This is a genomic window from Leisingera sp. S132 (genome assembly GCF_025144465.1).
In the GTDB taxonomy this organism is placed as follows: domain Bacteria; phylum Pseudomonadota; class Alphaproteobacteria; order Rhodobacterales; family Rhodobacteraceae; genus Leisingera.
Map to the genome: position 1 here is coordinate 24,326 of NZ_CP083558.1, position 14,028 is coordinate 38,353.

General features: G+C 65.6%; 12 protein-coding genes. 5 read left to right on the forward strand and 7 right to left on the reverse strand.

What is annotated here, in order from left to right:
* Window positions 1-15 precede the first annotated feature (15 nt).
* Window positions 16-1,068 carry a TRAP transporter substrate-binding protein gene (locus tag K3725_RS21885; RefSeq protein WP_260019107.1) on the reverse strand — a complete coding sequence of 351 codons (1,053 nt, stop codon included), beginning with the start codon at window positions 1,066-1,068 and terminating at the stop codon, window positions 16-18.
* Between the two features lie 330 nt (window positions 1,069-1,398).
* Between K3725_RS21885 and K3725_RS21890 the strand changes: the two genes are divergently transcribed.
* Window positions 1,399-2,172, forward strand: a complete 774-nt coding sequence (locus K3725_RS21890) for a FadR/GntR family transcriptional regulator (protein WP_260019108.1) — start codon at window positions 1,399-1,401, stop codon at window positions 2,170-2,172.
* 96 nt (window positions 2,173-2,268) lie between these two features.
* On the opposite strand, the gene repC is transcribed toward K3725_RS21890, so the two are convergent.
* The 4 genes from repC to K3725_RS21910 all read right to left on the reverse strand — a co-directional run bounded on the left by repC (window position 2,269) and on the right by K3725_RS21910 (window position 7,268).
* Window positions 2,269-3,522, reverse strand: coding sequence for a plasmid replication protein RepC (gene repC, locus K3725_RS21895; protein ID WP_260019109.1), 1,254 nt, complete (start codon window positions 3,520-3,522; stop codon window positions 2,269-2,271).
* Window positions 3,523-3,694: 172 nt separating this feature from the next.
* The gene (gene repB, locus K3725_RS21900; RefSeq protein ID WP_260019110.1) at window positions 3,695-4,711 is read right to left on the reverse strand and encodes a plasmid partitioning protein RepB; all 1,017 of its coding nucleotides are present in this window, start codon (window positions 4,709-4,711) and stop codon (window positions 3,695-3,697) included.
* Window positions 4,708-5,895 (reverse strand): plasmid partitioning protein RepA, encoded by a 1,188-nt coding sequence (repA, locus tag K3725_RS21905; protein WP_260019111.1) that lies wholly within the window; start codon window positions 5,893-5,895, stop codon window positions 4,708-4,710. Before repA ends, repB begins: the two co-directional genes overlap by 4 nt.
* Before the next feature lie 164 nt (window positions 5,896-6,059).
* Complete coding sequence (locus tag K3725_RS21910; protein WP_260019112.1) at window positions 6,060-7,268, reverse strand: Fic family protein; 1,209 nt, start codon at window positions 7,266-7,268, stop codon at window positions 6,060-6,062.
* Window positions 7,269-7,556: 288 nt separating this feature from the next.
* On the opposite strand from K3725_RS21910, the gene K3725_RS21915 reads away from it, so the two are divergent.
* The 4 genes from K3725_RS21915 to K3725_RS21930 are packed head-to-tail and all read left to right on the forward strand — an operon-like array spanning window position 7,557 to window position 12,720.
* On the forward strand, window positions 7,557-10,172 hold the full coding sequence (locus tag K3725_RS21915; RefSeq protein ID WP_260019113.1) for a cation-transporting P-type ATPase: 2,616 nt from the start codon (window positions 7,557-7,559) through the stop codon (window positions 10,170-10,172).
* A gap of 44 nt (window positions 10,173-10,216) precedes the next feature.
* Window positions 10,217-10,930 carry a VIT1/CCC1 transporter family protein gene (locus K3725_RS21920; protein WP_260019114.1) on the forward strand — a complete coding sequence of 238 codons (714 nt, stop codon included), beginning with the start codon at window positions 10,217-10,219 and terminating at the stop codon, window positions 10,928-10,930.
* 58 nt (window positions 10,931-10,988) lie between these two features.
* Complete coding sequence (locus tag K3725_RS21925; RefSeq protein WP_260019115.1) at window positions 10,989-12,140, forward strand: site-2 protease family protein; 1,152 nt, start codon at window positions 10,989-10,991, stop codon at window positions 12,138-12,140.
* A 4-nt stretch (window positions 12,141-12,144) separates the two neighbouring features.
* On the forward strand, window positions 12,145-12,720 hold the full coding sequence (locus K3725_RS21930; protein ID WP_260019061.1) for an NAD(P)H-dependent oxidoreductase: 576 nt from the start codon (window positions 12,145-12,147) through the stop codon (window positions 12,718-12,720).
* 17 nt (window positions 12,721-12,737) lie between these two features.
* Here the strand turns inward: K3725_RS21930 and K3725_RS21935 are convergent, their stop codons facing one another.
* Together K3725_RS21935 and K3725_RS21940 are read right to left on the reverse strand one after the other, a co-directional pair.
* Window positions 12,738-13,175, reverse strand: coding sequence for a host attachment protein (locus K3725_RS21935; RefSeq protein ID WP_260019062.1), 438 nt, complete (start codon window positions 13,173-13,175; stop codon window positions 12,738-12,740).
* Window positions 13,172-14,005: a formate/nitrite transporter family protein gene (locus tag K3725_RS21940; protein ID WP_260019063.1), complete on the reverse strand. Its 834-nt coding sequence runs from the start codon at window positions 14,003-14,005 to the stop codon at window positions 13,172-13,174. Before K3725_RS21940 ends, K3725_RS21935 begins: the two co-directional genes overlap by 4 nt.
* Window positions 14,006-14,028 lie beyond the last annotated feature (23 nt).

Here is a 14,028-nt window from a genome sequence, read left to right on the forward strand (position 1 = left end):
AGGTGCGCAAGCGGATTACTTGCGCGGGAGGAATGCGTTTTCCTTCCAGACCGCATAGCCTTCGCGGAAGGTCTGCATGTCCAGCAGCACCCGGCCGAAGAACTGGTCGTTGGTCGCCTCTTCCGCGGCAACCTCATCCCAGGTGGCGCGGAACAGCTCCAGCATCTGCGCGTCCCACTGCTTGATGTGGACACCGTTGTTTTCAACATTGTCGATCAGCGCCGCGTGCTGGATCGCCTCGCCTTCGGCAAAGCTGTCGGCCATCGAGGCCTTGCAGGCATTTTCGATGATGGCCTTGTGCTGGGCGCTGGCCTCGTTCCAGACGTCCTTGTTGACCAGCAGTTCAAACACGGTGGCCTGCTGGTGCCAGCCGGGGAAGTAGTTGTATTTCACCAGCTTGTGGAAACCCAAACGGGCGTCGATCGCAGGCATCGAGAATTCGGTTGCGTCAATCGCGCCCTTCTCCAGCGCCGGGAAGATCTCACCGCCGGGCAGCAGCGATGTGGCCACGCCCAGCTTCTGCATCACCTTGCCGCCCAGGCCAAAGAACCGCATCTTCAGGCCGTTCAGGTCCTCGGCGCTGTTGATCTCCTTGGCGAACCAGCCAGAGGTCTCCGGCGCGATCACCGCGCAGGGCAGCACCTTCACATTGTATCCCGCCTGATCGTACATCTCCTGATACAAGGTCATGCCGTTGCCATAGTAGAGCCAGGCCATGTATTCGCCCGCCTCCGGCCCGAACGGCACGGCAGAGAACAGCGGCGCAGCCGGGATCTTGCCCGCCCAGTAGCCGGCGGTGGTGTAGCCGGAGTTGATCTTGCCCGAGGACACCGCATCCAGGATCTCGAACGGCGGCACCAGCTTGCCGGGCTCATAGACCTTCATCTTGAGGCTGCCGCCGGACATCAGGTCCAGCTGCTCCGCCACCCGCGGGATCGGCGTGCCAAGGCCCGGCAGCGCGGTCGAAAACGCAATCGGGGTTTTCAGCAGCAGCTTGTCGGCGGCATGTGCGGCAGGGGCTGCCAGCAGCGATGCGGCCACGGCCAGCGTGGTCAGGGTCTTTTTCATGGGATCTCCTCCGGGTTCAGTCCGGCCGCTCCTCCGGCCGCAATTCCAGCCGCTGATGCGGCATGACTGGTAAATATTGTTGACCACATAATTCAGTCAACAACTTTATTTACCACTTAGCTGGTTGGTGCTGGGAACGTGAGGCGCGGAAAACCGCATGTATTTCCGGCACTTTGAAGAGGGATTCTAAAAAGTTTGTTTTCTTTCATAACATTGCCTCAACACCGGATATCCGTATTTCTGGGTACCGCGGCTTGCAGTTTTGCGATGCAGTGGTAAAGTTTCGGAATGACCTCTGGATTGAGGTTTCCCTGCATCAAAGTGGACGCCATGACCGATATCCGCCCGTTTGACCCCGTTGGACACGAATCGATTGCCGATGCCGTGGTGGAGCAGATTGAGACGATGATCGTCGACGGCATCCTCAAGGAGGGCCGCAAACTGCCCTCCGAGCGGGAGCTGGCAGAGGCCATGGGGGTGTCGCGACCCAAACTGCGCGAGGCGCTGCAAACGCTGGAAAGCCGCGGCCTGGTCAATGTCCGCCATGGCGAGGGCACCTTCATCGCGCCGCTCACCGGGCGGGCCATGTCCCCTGCCCTCCTGTCGCTCTACACCCGCCACGGCGGCGCCTTCTACGACTACCTGGAATACCGCCGCGAGCAGGAGGCCTTTGCCAGCCGCCTGGCCGCCGCCCGCGCCACCGACTCCGACAAGGCCCGGCTGGCAGAGATCATCGCCGACATGCAGAAAGCCTGGGAGCAGGACGATCAGGACGCCAGCCAGGAGGCCGACTTCCGCCTGCACACCGCCGTGGTCGACGCCAGCCAGAACACCACGCTGATTCACATGATGGCCTCGGTCTACGACTTGACCCGGCAGGGGGTGTTCTACAACCGCGAATTCCTGCGCACGATGGATGGCACCGGCGCCGAGTTGCTGAAGCAGCATAAGGAAATTGCCCAGGCGATCATCGACGGCGACCCGGACCGCGCCGAGACGGCGGCCCGGCGGCACATGGATTTTGTCGAGGAATCCTTCCGGACCGGCCAAGAGCAGCAGGCCCGTGAAATCCGCGCCGCCAAGCGGCGGCAGCTGACCAGGTAGTCCTTCTGACGAAGGCCTTGCGGGCACTGCGCTGAGGCGGTCTTGGTCTCTTCGGCAGCCGCGGTGCCAGGCCCGGAGTTCACAGCTGTGAACTCTTCAGGCTGCGGCTTTGCGGGCCAGGGCCATGACCATCGGGGCACTGGTGAAGGTTCCCGACAGAGCCTTGGCGGTCAGATGCCGGAGGTATCCGCTGGGTGAACGGATATCCGCGAACCGTTCGAGCATGGCGGCGGCCACGGTTGCAGCCTCTGCCGTGCCCATGGCGGTTTTGGCCTCCTCCCAGACGGCAGAAGAAATCCCCATCATCGGGCGCACGGTATCAGCCGCCCGCAGGAGGTCGGGCCAATGGCGGATGGGGCCGTCCGCGTAGCTCTGGATTTCGCCGCAGGCCGACAGGATCAGGCGCAGCGGCAGGTTGGGGCCGCTGGGGGCAAGGGCCTTGGGCGTTTGGTGCGGCGCTTCATGGTTCACGGGCCTTCGTTCTGAGGGTTTCTCAGCATAGCCGGTGTCCTCTTGCGATTCCGTTTGTGGTGCGTGCGCTGCCTTAACGGGCTGTTCAGATTCAAAAGAGTCTTTCTTAGAATTCTGATAGTGGTGCTCATTTTGGGCGCCGCTGGTGCCCGGTTCGTCTGCAAAAAGGGTCTCCAAATGGCCTTCAGCCTCCTCCAGCGCGGTGGAGAGGCGGGTCTGGATGTCTGACAGTTCCGCCAGTCCCAGCTTGCGCCGCAGGTCGCGGGCGGTGAGATGCGCGAGGTCCTGGAACTGGTCCCAGACGGCAATCTCAGGCCGTTCTGCGGCGCCCAGAAGGGCAAGGTTGAGCAGGTCGCGGCGCATCAGGCTGACGGTTTCGCGCAACTGCTTGATACGGTCCGCCAGGGCGCGTTCTGCCTCGGCGGCATCGGAAAACTCGGCGTAACGGCGGGCGAGGGGAGACAGGTCAAACCCATAGGCCACCCGTTCACCCTGAGAGCGGCGCACGTAGCGTTTGCCGTTGGGGCTGTCGCGGCGGATCAGGATGCCCGCGGCCACCAGCTTGGCCATATGGCGGCGCATGGTGGAATTGGGCATCCCGTTCAGACGCTCGCAGATTGCCCGGTTGGACGGATGCACCACGGTGACACCGGGCCGCGGATCCACCTCGGTGCCGGGCAGGAAGCTGATCAGCGCCTGCAGGACGGAGAGGTCGCGGTCATTCAGGCCATAGGCCTTGCGGGCGGCTGCCAGTTCGCGCAACGCGTCCCATTTGCTGACAGGGCCGGGCATAGGGGAGGGCGCGGCGGCGGCCTGCTGGTGTTTCAGCAGGACAGCATCCACCGTTCGCCCAAAAGGCGTGAGGGGCATATATCCCATGTCATCATCACGAAAGACAAAAAAACAGCGGCCCGCGAATCGCTTTGGACTTGCGGTTACAGGCTCCGGCCACTAACTTGAGGGTGCTAGAAACAAGTTGGTCTCGTGGAGCTTCGGTTCTGCGGGGCCTTCTTTTTTGCCTGCTCTGTGCCTCCTAAGTTGTTGTTATCATTTATTCTTCGCCGCGCGACTGCCAGCGTGCGTGAAGCTCTTCAATCAGTGTTTGCGCCTCTGCCTCCAGCCAGTCGGCAAAGCCGCCGCCGGGCAGTTCCAGGCTGACGCCCTTGGCGGTGCGGCGCAGGGTGGCGCTGCGCAGCCCATCCACGGTCAGCGGCTGGCTGAGGGTGCGCGCCTTGGCGGGTTTGGCCGGTTTCTGCGGGGCAGGGGCGGCGCCAGCGGCGCTGAACACCGCCTCAAACGCCAGAACCGAAGGATCGGCGGGTTCAGCCTCGGCGGTGCCGTTGACGGCCCGCATGGTGAAATCGTCGTATTCCTTCTGGGCGATGGCAATCAGCCCCTCCTGACTGGTGCCGCTGGCGGCAATTGCCTTGGCCAGCGCGTCCCAACGGGGGCGGCCGATGCCCTGAGCCGGGCCGATGGCGCGGATCAGATCGGGGCCCACCGCCTCGGCAATGGCGATGGCCATGGAGACGGAGGATTTGGTGACGGTCAGCACCTCGGCGACCTGCGACTGGTTGCCGAAACCGTTTTCGACCAGCTCCTGCGCGAACAGCGCCTTTTCGATGAAGGAGAGGTCGCGGCGCGCCATGTTTTCGGAAATCTGCGCACGCACGGCGGCGTCATCATCCAGAGTGGCGACCAGGGCGCGGACCTTGGTGACCTTGTCGGAGGCGCGGATCGCCTCCAGCCGGCGGCGGCCGTAGACCAGCAGGTAGCGGTCGGCCTCAGACGGGTGGCGGCGCACCAGGATCGGCACGGTCTGGCCGTTGGCCTCAATCGCGTCGCGCAGGTCGTGGATGTCGTTGGGGTCGAGCCGGTCGTGGACGCGGGTGTCCTCGATCTGATGCGGTTCCAGATCCCAGACGCGGTGCGAATCCACCGCGTCGCGGGCCGAGCGCAGGGCGCGGTTGCTGGACATCATCGGCGTCGCCGGGGCAGGGGAGGAGACCGGCGCGCCGGCCGCGGCCAGGCTGTCGAGCATCGAGAGGCGGGATTTCTTGCTGGTCATGGGCGCCCCCAGGTTTCCTGAATGAGCTGGCTGATTTCGTCGTTCACCGCGTTCAGGCTTTCGACCGCGCGGTCATAGGTGGAGCGGGTGAAAGCGCTGCGTTCGACCTCGTATAGGGTCTGTTTTGTGAGGCCTGCGTCGGAGATTGCGGTGGATTTCAGCATCGGCGCATTCAGCACCTTGTCGCCGTACATGGTGCGCAGGAAGGCAACGATGCGGTTCTGCGGCGCGTCCGACGGCTCGTAGCGCGTGAGCAGGTAGCGCATCCAGTCGTGGCTCATGTCGGCGCCGGACTGGGCGATCACGTCCATCAGGTCGGCGGTCATGCGCAGGAACTGCGACATCGACATCACGTCGAGCATTTCCGGGTGGATGGTGACCAGCACGCCGGTGGCAGCGGAGAGCGCCGACATGGTCAGGAAGCCAAGCTGTGGCGGGCAGTCGATCACCACCACGTCATAGTCGGAATCGACCTGTGTCAGAGCCTCTTTGACCCGGAAAAAGAACAGCCCGGCGCTGCCCTGCGCGAGGGCGCGGGGGGTGTCGTGCTCAAACTCCATCAGTTCGAGGTTGCCGGGAATGAGATCGAGATTCGGGATGTATGTCTTGCGGATCACCGAGGAAATCGGCGCCGGGTCGTCATAGCGGATGGCATCGTACAGCGTGCCGCCGTCCTTGAGGTCGAACTCCGGCTGGACGCCGTGCAGCGCGGTGAGCGATGCCTGCGGGTCGAGGTCGATCGCCAGCACCCGGTAGCCCTTGAGCGCGAGGCGCTGCGCCAGATGGGCGGAGGTGGTGGTCTTGCCGGAGCCGCCCTTGAAGTTCATCACGCCGATGATCTGCATATGGTCGCCGTCGCGGCGGCCGGGCAGGTAATCGCCGGGCTTGCGGGCGGTTTTTTCCAGCAGTTCGCGCAGTTCGCGGATGTCCTCGGCGGAATACTGGCGGCGGTTGCCGGCGGTCAGCTCGGGCGAGGGGCCCTTGCCGTCCAGATGCAGCTTGCGCAGGTAGGAATCATTCACGCCCAAGAGGCTTGCGGCCTCGCCGGAGGTGAATTTGCGCATGGTCTTGGAGGCATTCGGCGGGAACAGGCTTTCGCGCTGCGCGTGCAGCTGGGCCGCAATCCATTCGGAATGCTGGCGGATCACCGCATTGAGATCCTCAGGTGTGTATGTATGATCCATCTGCCCTTGTGCCTGCCATCTGCGCCGCTCTGCCTTTTACCCGTGTGTCTGCTGCGTGGCGTGTTCACGGAATTTGGCGTTTGCCGCCTCTTTTCCGTGACTATTGGCCAAAGCGCGGGATTCGTGCAAGCATTTTCTAGTGTTGGGCGGTTCCGGGCGCGGCGTCAGCGGCTGGGAAACAGGCCGGGCATCCAGTCTCCGGCCAGGGTGGCCGGGAAGGCCAGCTGCAGGGGCGCGCGCTGGGTTGGCGAGGAGAGGGCGCCGGATGCCAGCAATCCGGCGGTCACCTTGCGGGCCTGGCGGTCGCTGACGCCAAGCAGGCCGTGCACGCTTCCGCGCTCCAGTTTGCCCAGTGTCAGAGCCTCGCGCATCACCGTTTCGGCGCCGGTCAGCAGGCGGCCTGCGCGGATTTCACCCTGGCACCAGGCCTCAACCCGGGCGCGCAGGGCCTGCGGCTGCATCAGCTGCTCCATGAAGCGGACCTGATCCAGCGCGGTGTCCAGGAAGAAGGCGGCAAATTCTGCCAGCCGCTGCTCCGACAGGTTGCCGCGCCCGTCGGCGCCGCCGTGGCGGGGCTCATCCGCGGCCATCAGGCGCTGTTTGTACTCGGCCTCCTTGCGGGCGAGGCCGCGGGAGGCGGACCACAGGCCCTCGGAATTCACGTTCTGGCGCAGCATGGCGTGGGCCACCATGCGCGACACCCGCCCGTTCAGGTCGAGGAAGGGGTGCACCCAGACCAGCCGGTGATGGGCGCAGGCGGTGGCGATGATGGCGCCGCTGCGGCCCTGGGTGCCATACATCTTGCGCATATGGGCCAGCAGCCGCGCCACCGCGCCGGGGCTGGGGGCGACGTGCTTGCCCACCTGCACATAATCCGTGCGGAAGGCGCCGGGGATGATCCGGGTCTCCGTGCCGTCGGGGCCGCGCGTGACGAGCAGGCTGGCGGGCAGATTCTCGCAGAACCGGCGGTGGATCTCCTGCAGCACGGCGGGATCGAGCGGGTGGCCGGGCAGCCCGCCCTCATCAATCCATTTCTGCACCGCGATATGGGCAACCGCCTCCAGCTGCAGATCGCGCTTGGCCTGATCCTGGCTGAAATCCTGATTGAGCGCGCGTTCGATGTCGACCGGGTGGGTGTTGTGGCCCTCGATCAGGTTCGAGTAGTAGCAGTTCATCGACCGCACCAGGCCGGCCAGCGGGGTGCGGACCGCCTCTGGCAGCGCGGCGCGCAGGGCGGAGGAGGCCATCGCCAGCTCCACCGCCAGATCGTTGAGGGCAGGGCGGTGCCGGGAGGCTTCTTCGGGGATCAGCGGCTCGACGATGGTGATCGGCTCGCCATCATCCGCCAGGTTGGTTGGCCTGTCCGCCGCCATGCATATCCCTGTTCCGGTTTCGGGGTATGACGCCCGTTTGTTCCTGTTCAAGTTCCGTTTTATAGCCCGATTCCGGCTGCCGGGAAACAGGATAAAATAACATTATTATCATAGTGTTATAAATGTTCCGTGGGTGCTTGCTGCTGATTCTGTTCCGCTTTGAGTTCCGGTTTCTATTCCGGTTCGCATTCGGAATACCCCCCTGCGGCGTTGGTGCAGTTGCCGGAGGGGCCAAAGTTGCGGCAGGCTGGAAACGGCGGCCGGAGGCGGCTGCGGAGGGCAAAGCGCATGGCAAACCCGGTTCAGGACAGCAGTGGCGGGCGGCTCAGCGGGCTGACGCGGCAGCAGGCGGAGGCGGCGCGCCGGACGCATGGCTGGAACGAACTGCCGCAGGGCCGACGGACCGGGCCGCTGCAGGTGTTCCTGCGCCAGTTCAGCAATCTTCTGGTGCTGATCCTGATTGCTGCCGGGATAATCGCCTTCACGCTGGGCGAATATGCCGACACGCTGGCGATCGGGCTGGTGATCGGGCTGAACGGGGTGCTGGGCTTTGTGCAGGAATGGCGGGCGGAGACCGCGCTGGAAAGCCTGCGCAGCATGCTGTCGCCGCAGGCGCTGGCGGTGCGCGACGGGCGCGAGCAGGTGATCGGGGCGCGCGAGCTGGTGCCGGGCGATCTGATCATCCTGGAGGCGGGCGCCCGGGTGCCTGCTGACGCGCGCCTGCAGGAAGCCGCCGGGCTGCGGCTGGATGAAAGCGCGCTGACCGGGGAATCGGTTCCGGTGGACAAGGCGCCCGGCACAGACAATGCGGAGGTGTTTGCCGGCACGGTGGTGGCGGCGGGCCGCGCACTGGCAGTGGTCACCGCGACCGGCGCGCGCACCGCCTTTGGCGAGATCGCGGCGCTGACCGGGGCGGTGGGCCTCAAGAAAACCAATCTGCAGGTGCAATTGGGCCGCTTGGCGCGGCAGCTGGGGGTTGCGGCGCTGGCGATTGCTGCCGCGATCCTGACGCTGGGGCTGTATATGGGGCGGGACGCGGCGGAGATGTTCATGACCGGCCTGTCGCTGTCGGTGGCGATGGTGCCGGAGGGGCTGCCCGCGGTGGTCACCATCACCCTGGCGCTGGGGGCGGCGGCGATGGTGCGGCAGAAAGCCTTGGCGCGGCGGTTGCAGGCGGTGGAAACGCTGGGTGCGGCCTCGGTCATCTGCACTGACAAGACCGGCACCCTGACGGAAAACAAGATGACCGTGACGCGGGTCTGGACGCTGGACCGCAGCTATCAGGTGACTGGCACCGGCTATGATCCGGCGGGTCATATCGCCTGCAACGGCATGGTCACCGGCGCGCGGGAGGATGCGGTGCTGGCAGAGTTGCTGGAGGCGGGGCTGACCTGCACCCATGCCGCCCTGCACCGCGAGGGCGATCACTGGCAGATGACCGGCGCCCCGACCGAGGGCGCGCTGGTGACCCTCGGCTACAAGGGCTGGGCAGCGCTGCCGCCGCCGGATGCGGTGCTGGCGGAAATCCCCTTCAGCAGCGAGCGCAAGCGGATGAGCGTGCTGGCGCGCAGCGGCGGCGGCGGAAAGGTCCTGACCAAGGGCGCGCCGGAGCAGGTTCTGGGCCTCTGCACAGAAGTGCTGACGCAGGACGGCCCCCGGAAGCTGGGCGCAGGGGAGGCGGCCGCCATCACCGACGCCTATGAGGCGATGGCGGCAGAAGGGCTGCGGGTGATCGGGCTGGCATCTGGCGCTGCGCAGGGCGGAGAGATCCGTGAGCAGGACATGACCTTCCTCGGGCTGGCGGGGCTGATCGACCCGCCGCGGCCCGAAGTGCGGGCGGCCATCGGCGCGGCGCGGTCGGCAGGCATCCGGGTGATCATGATCACCGGCGACAGCCCGCTGACTGCCGGGGTGATTGCGGCCCAGCTGGGGCTGCCTGCCGGCAAGACCCTGACCGGCGATGCGCTGGAGGCGCTGGAGGATGCGGAGCTGGACCGGATCCTGCAGCAGGATGTGCTGTTTGCCCGCACAAGGCCCGCCCACAAGATGCGGATCGTCTCGGCCCTGCAGGGGCAGCATCAGATCGTGGCGATGACCGGCGACGGGGTGAACGATGCGCCGGCCCTGAAGCAGGCCGACATCGGGGTTTCAATGGGGGTGCGGGGCACGGATGTGGCCAAGGATGCCTCCGACCTGGTGCTGCTGGACGATAATTTTGCCACCATCGTGCGGGCCATCGGCGAGGGGCGGCGGCAGTTCACCAATGTGCGCAAGTTCGTGCGCTACCTCTTGTCCTCCAACGCGGGCGAGGTGATTGCGCTGCTGATCAATATCCTGATCGGCGGGCCGCTGATATTTCTGGCGACGCAGATCCTGTGGATGAACCTGGTCACCGACGGGGTGACGGCGGTGGCGCTGGGGCTGGAGAAGGGCGAGCCGGACCAGATGGAGCATCCGCCGCGCAGGAAGGACGCGCCGATTGTGGGCAAGGCCGGGCTGCTGACCATTCTGGCGCTGGGGCTTTATACCGGGCTGGCCAGCCTGTGGCTGTTCCTGCATCTCTTGGACGGCAGCGAGGATCTGGCCCGCACCGCCGCCTTTACCGCCATGGTGGTCTTTGAGAAGGCGAGCGTCTTTGCGTTCCGTTCGCTGCATCTGCCGTGCTGGCGGATCGGGTTTTTCAGCAATCCGCTGCTGCTGGCGGCGCTGGCGGTGACCATCGGGGCGCAGGTGGCGGCGGTGTACTGGCCGCCGCTGCAGGTGCTGCTGCACACGGTGCCGCTGCAGGCGGAGCACTGGGGGCTGATCGCGCTGCTGGTGCTGCCGGTTTTGCTGGTGCCGGAGGGGCTGAAAACCCTGCGCTACCTTGCCACCCGCCGGACCAGGCGGGCGGCGGCGGCTTGACCTCCCTCAATGCGGTTTTTGCCGTTCCGGGCCATCCTGCGGGCATGAACGGCGATCACGGGCACAGCAAGGAGGACATCGCGCGGCGGCTTGCGGGCAGCAACGGCACCGGGCGGCTGCGGGATGCGGTCTACGGCGGCATTGACGGCGCGGTCACCACCTTTGCGATTGCTGCGGGCGTCGAGGGCGCCGGGTTTTCGCAAGGCGTGATCATCGCCCTGGGCATTGCCAACGTGCTGGCGGACGGGTTTTCGATGGCGGCGGCCAATTACCTGGGCACCAAGGCGGATCTGGACGACCGGCGGCGGCTGTACCGGGTGGAGAAACGCCATATCCGCGACTACCCGGAGGGCGAGCGCGAGGAGCTGCGCCAGATCTTTCAGGAGCTGGGGCTGAGCGGCGAAGTGCTGGAGGGCGCGGTGCGGTCGGTTGCTGCCAATCCGGAAAAATGGGTGTCGCTGATGCTGACCAGCGAATACGGGCTGGCGCCCGCAGAGCCCAACCCGGTGGCGGCGGCGCTGACCACCTTTGCCGCCTTCATGGCGGCGGGCATCGTGCCGCTCTTGCCCTTCATGCTGCGGCTGCCGGATCCGTTCCTGACGGCGGCACTGGCCACCGGGGCGGTGTTTTTCGGCATCGGCGCCAGCAAGAGCGTCTGGTCGCTGGCGCCCTGGTGGAAATCCGGGCTGGAGACGCTGGCCATCGGCTCCTGCGCGGCGGCGGTGGCCTATCTGGCGGGCAGCCTGTTCCGGGTTTGAGCCGGATCAAGGGGGCGGGGACGGTTTGGCGCTAAGCTGATGACCGGAGGGACGCCCCATGTTTTCAAATGCCATCAAAATCGCCACCCTGCAGGGGTTTGACATCAGGATTGATCCGAGCTGGGCGCTGATTGCCGCGCTGATCACCTGGAGCCTGTCGGCGCAGTATTTTCCGATGGTCTATCCCGGTGCCGGCGGCAGCGTCTATCTCACCCTGGCGCTGCTGGCGATGCTGGGTTTTTTCGGCTCGCTGATCCTGCATGAGATGTCCCATTCGGTGGTGGCCCGCCGGTACGGGGTGGAGATCAAGGGCATCACCCTGTTCATCTTCGGCGGGGTGGCCGAGCTGGGATCGGAGCCGAAAACCGCCGCCAGCGAGTTCTGGATTGCCATTGCCGGCCCGCTGATGAGCTTTGCGCTGGCCTTGGCCTTCTGGCTGCTGGCGCAGATCGGCGGGTGGCTTGCGCCGGGGATGGCGCTGAATCCTGTGCTGGACTACCTGGCGCTGATCAACATGGTGCTGGCGGTGTTCAACCTGGCGCCGGCCTTTCCGCTGGATGGCGGGCGCATCTTCCGCGCCTATCTGTGGAGCCGCAGCGGCGACCTGCTGCAGGCCACGGCCACAGCCACGAGGATCAGCAGCTATTTTGCCTATGCGCTGATCCTCTTTGGCGTCGTCGGGCTGTTTTCCGGTAACCCGGTTGCGTCGCTCTGGCAGGTGCTGATCGGGGTGTTCGTGCTGACGGCGGCCAAGGGCACCTATGCCCGCCAGCTGCAGGAGGCGGCGTTCAAGGGCAAGACGGTTGCCGCGCTGATGACGCGCGATGCGGTCACCGTGCTGCCGGAGGTGAGCCTGCAATATCTGGCGGATCAGGTGATGCTGGCGGAGCGCATGAGCTTTGTGCCGGTGGTGCTGGGCGATGTGCTGCTGGGCTATGCTGATACCGGCCTGCTGGCGCAGACACCGCGCACGGACTGGGCGGCAACCCCTGTCGGCGACGTCTATGTTGCGGCGGATGCGGATAATACGGTCAGCCCGGAAATGCCTGCCGCGGAGCTGATGGCGAAAATCTCTGCCACCGGACGGCGCAAGTTCCTGGTGGCAGAGGGGCGCCAACTGCTGGGGGTGGTCACCCTGTCTGATCTGATGGGCTATCTGGCGGTGCTGCAGGAGATCCGGCTGCCGGACCGCCAGTCTGAACGGAGCTGATGCGATGAAACGGATACTGATCGTTCAGGGCCACCCCGACAACTCCCGGCAGCATTTCTGCCATGCACTGGCGCAAAGCTATGAGTCGGCAGCAGCAAAAGCCGGTCATCAGGTCAGCGTAATTGATGTTGCCGCCAGCGGGGCAACCTGCCTGCGCTCCCGCGCGGAGTGGGAGAGCGGCCTTCCCGAATATGCCGCTGAAGCGCAGCGGGCGATTGCTGCCGCGGACCACATCGTCTTCATTTATCCACTGTGGCTGGGCAGTATGCCGGCGCTGCTGAAGGCCTGGCTGGAACAGGTGTTCCGGGAGGGTTTTGCCTTCAACATGAGCAAACACGGCTGGCATTCCAGGCTGAAGGGGAAATCAGCGCGTGTCATCGTCACGATGGGAATGCCCGCCTTTGCCTATAAGTGGTTTTTCTTTGCTCATTCCCTGCGCAGTTTTGAGCGCAATATCCTCAAGTTCTGCGGAATCAGGCCGGTGAGATGGTCGGTGTTCGGGATGGTCGAGGACACCAATTCAAACCGGCGCCGGAAATACCTGGCGGAAACCGCCCGCAACGGGGCGGCGGCGCGTTAGCGCGGCCGCCGTGCTGTTCAGGCAGCGATAATGCCTTTCAGGCGGCTGGCAATTTCGTCCAGAGCGGCATGGGTCAGGTCCTTGTCGGCTTCGCCGATCACCATAGACTTCAGCGCCTCCGGCAGAGCCGCCCGCAGCTGTCCCAGCATATGCGGTGCGGCGGTCAGGATCAGCCGGTCAAATGCTCCAGCGGTATGCCGCCTTTCCAGCTCCTCTGCGATCAGGCGCGCAAAGGCCGCCTCTGCGGCCTCTTTCGGATCGGTGGCTTCGAAGCCAGCCGCCCCATGCGCGCCGCTGATCGGATGGCTGCCGGCGCGGTCGGCATTCTCGACCGCTGGCGGCGCCTGCAAGGCATGCCCGGCGGAGGCCGTGAAGCCCTTGCCCGGCCCGTGGTTTTCGACGATGCGCGCGGTGCGGGCATTTGCCAGAACGGCCAGGGTGACAATTGGTTTCATGGGTTCTCTCCAGTTGCTGAAGGTTGGCTGTTTTCGCCCTGCCCCGGCTGCGGCCTGCCGCCCAGGAAGGCGAACCAGTAGGCCAGGGCGACGCCCCCTGCGCCGCCTGCGATATTGCCCAGGGTGACCCAGAACAGGTTGGCGGCAGCCGCCGAAAGGGGGACGCCGGCGCCCGCAGCCCAGGCTTGGGGGAAGAAATACATGTTGGCGATGGAGTGCTCGAGCCCCAGGAGCACGAAGGCGGTGATCGGCCAGAGGATGGCCAGAACCTTGCCGGCGGCGGTGCGGGCCGCGAAAGACAGCCAGACGGCGAGGCAGACCAGGGCGTTGCACAGCGCGCCGCGCATGAAGGCCTCAAGCGGCGTCAGATCTGCCTTGGCCCCGGCAAGGGCTGCAGCGGTGCCCCCCATCGCCCCGTCCAATATCCCGGTAAGGGCAAAGGCGGCGGCCAGCCCGGCGGCGCCTGCCAGATTGCCGGCATAGACAATGCCCCAGCTGCGCAGCAGCAGGCGCAGCGGGATCTTGCGGTCCACCGCGGCGATCACCATCAGCACATTGCCGGTGAACAGCTCTGCCCCGGCGATCACCACCAGGATCAGGCCAAGCGAGAACACCGCGCCGCCCAGCACCCGGACCGGTCCTGTGACGGGGGATGCGCCGGTCAGGGTCATGGTATAGGCCGCCGCGCCGAAGCCGATGAAGGCCCCCGCCAGCATCGCCAGCACAAACATCTGCGGCAGGGGCAGGCGGGCCTTGGCGGCTCCGGCAGTTTCCACCAGTCTTGCGATTTCGGCGGGTTTGTAGGCGTCAAAGGGGGCCTGGCTGGTCATTAGGCGGCTCCTGAGTTTTCGAG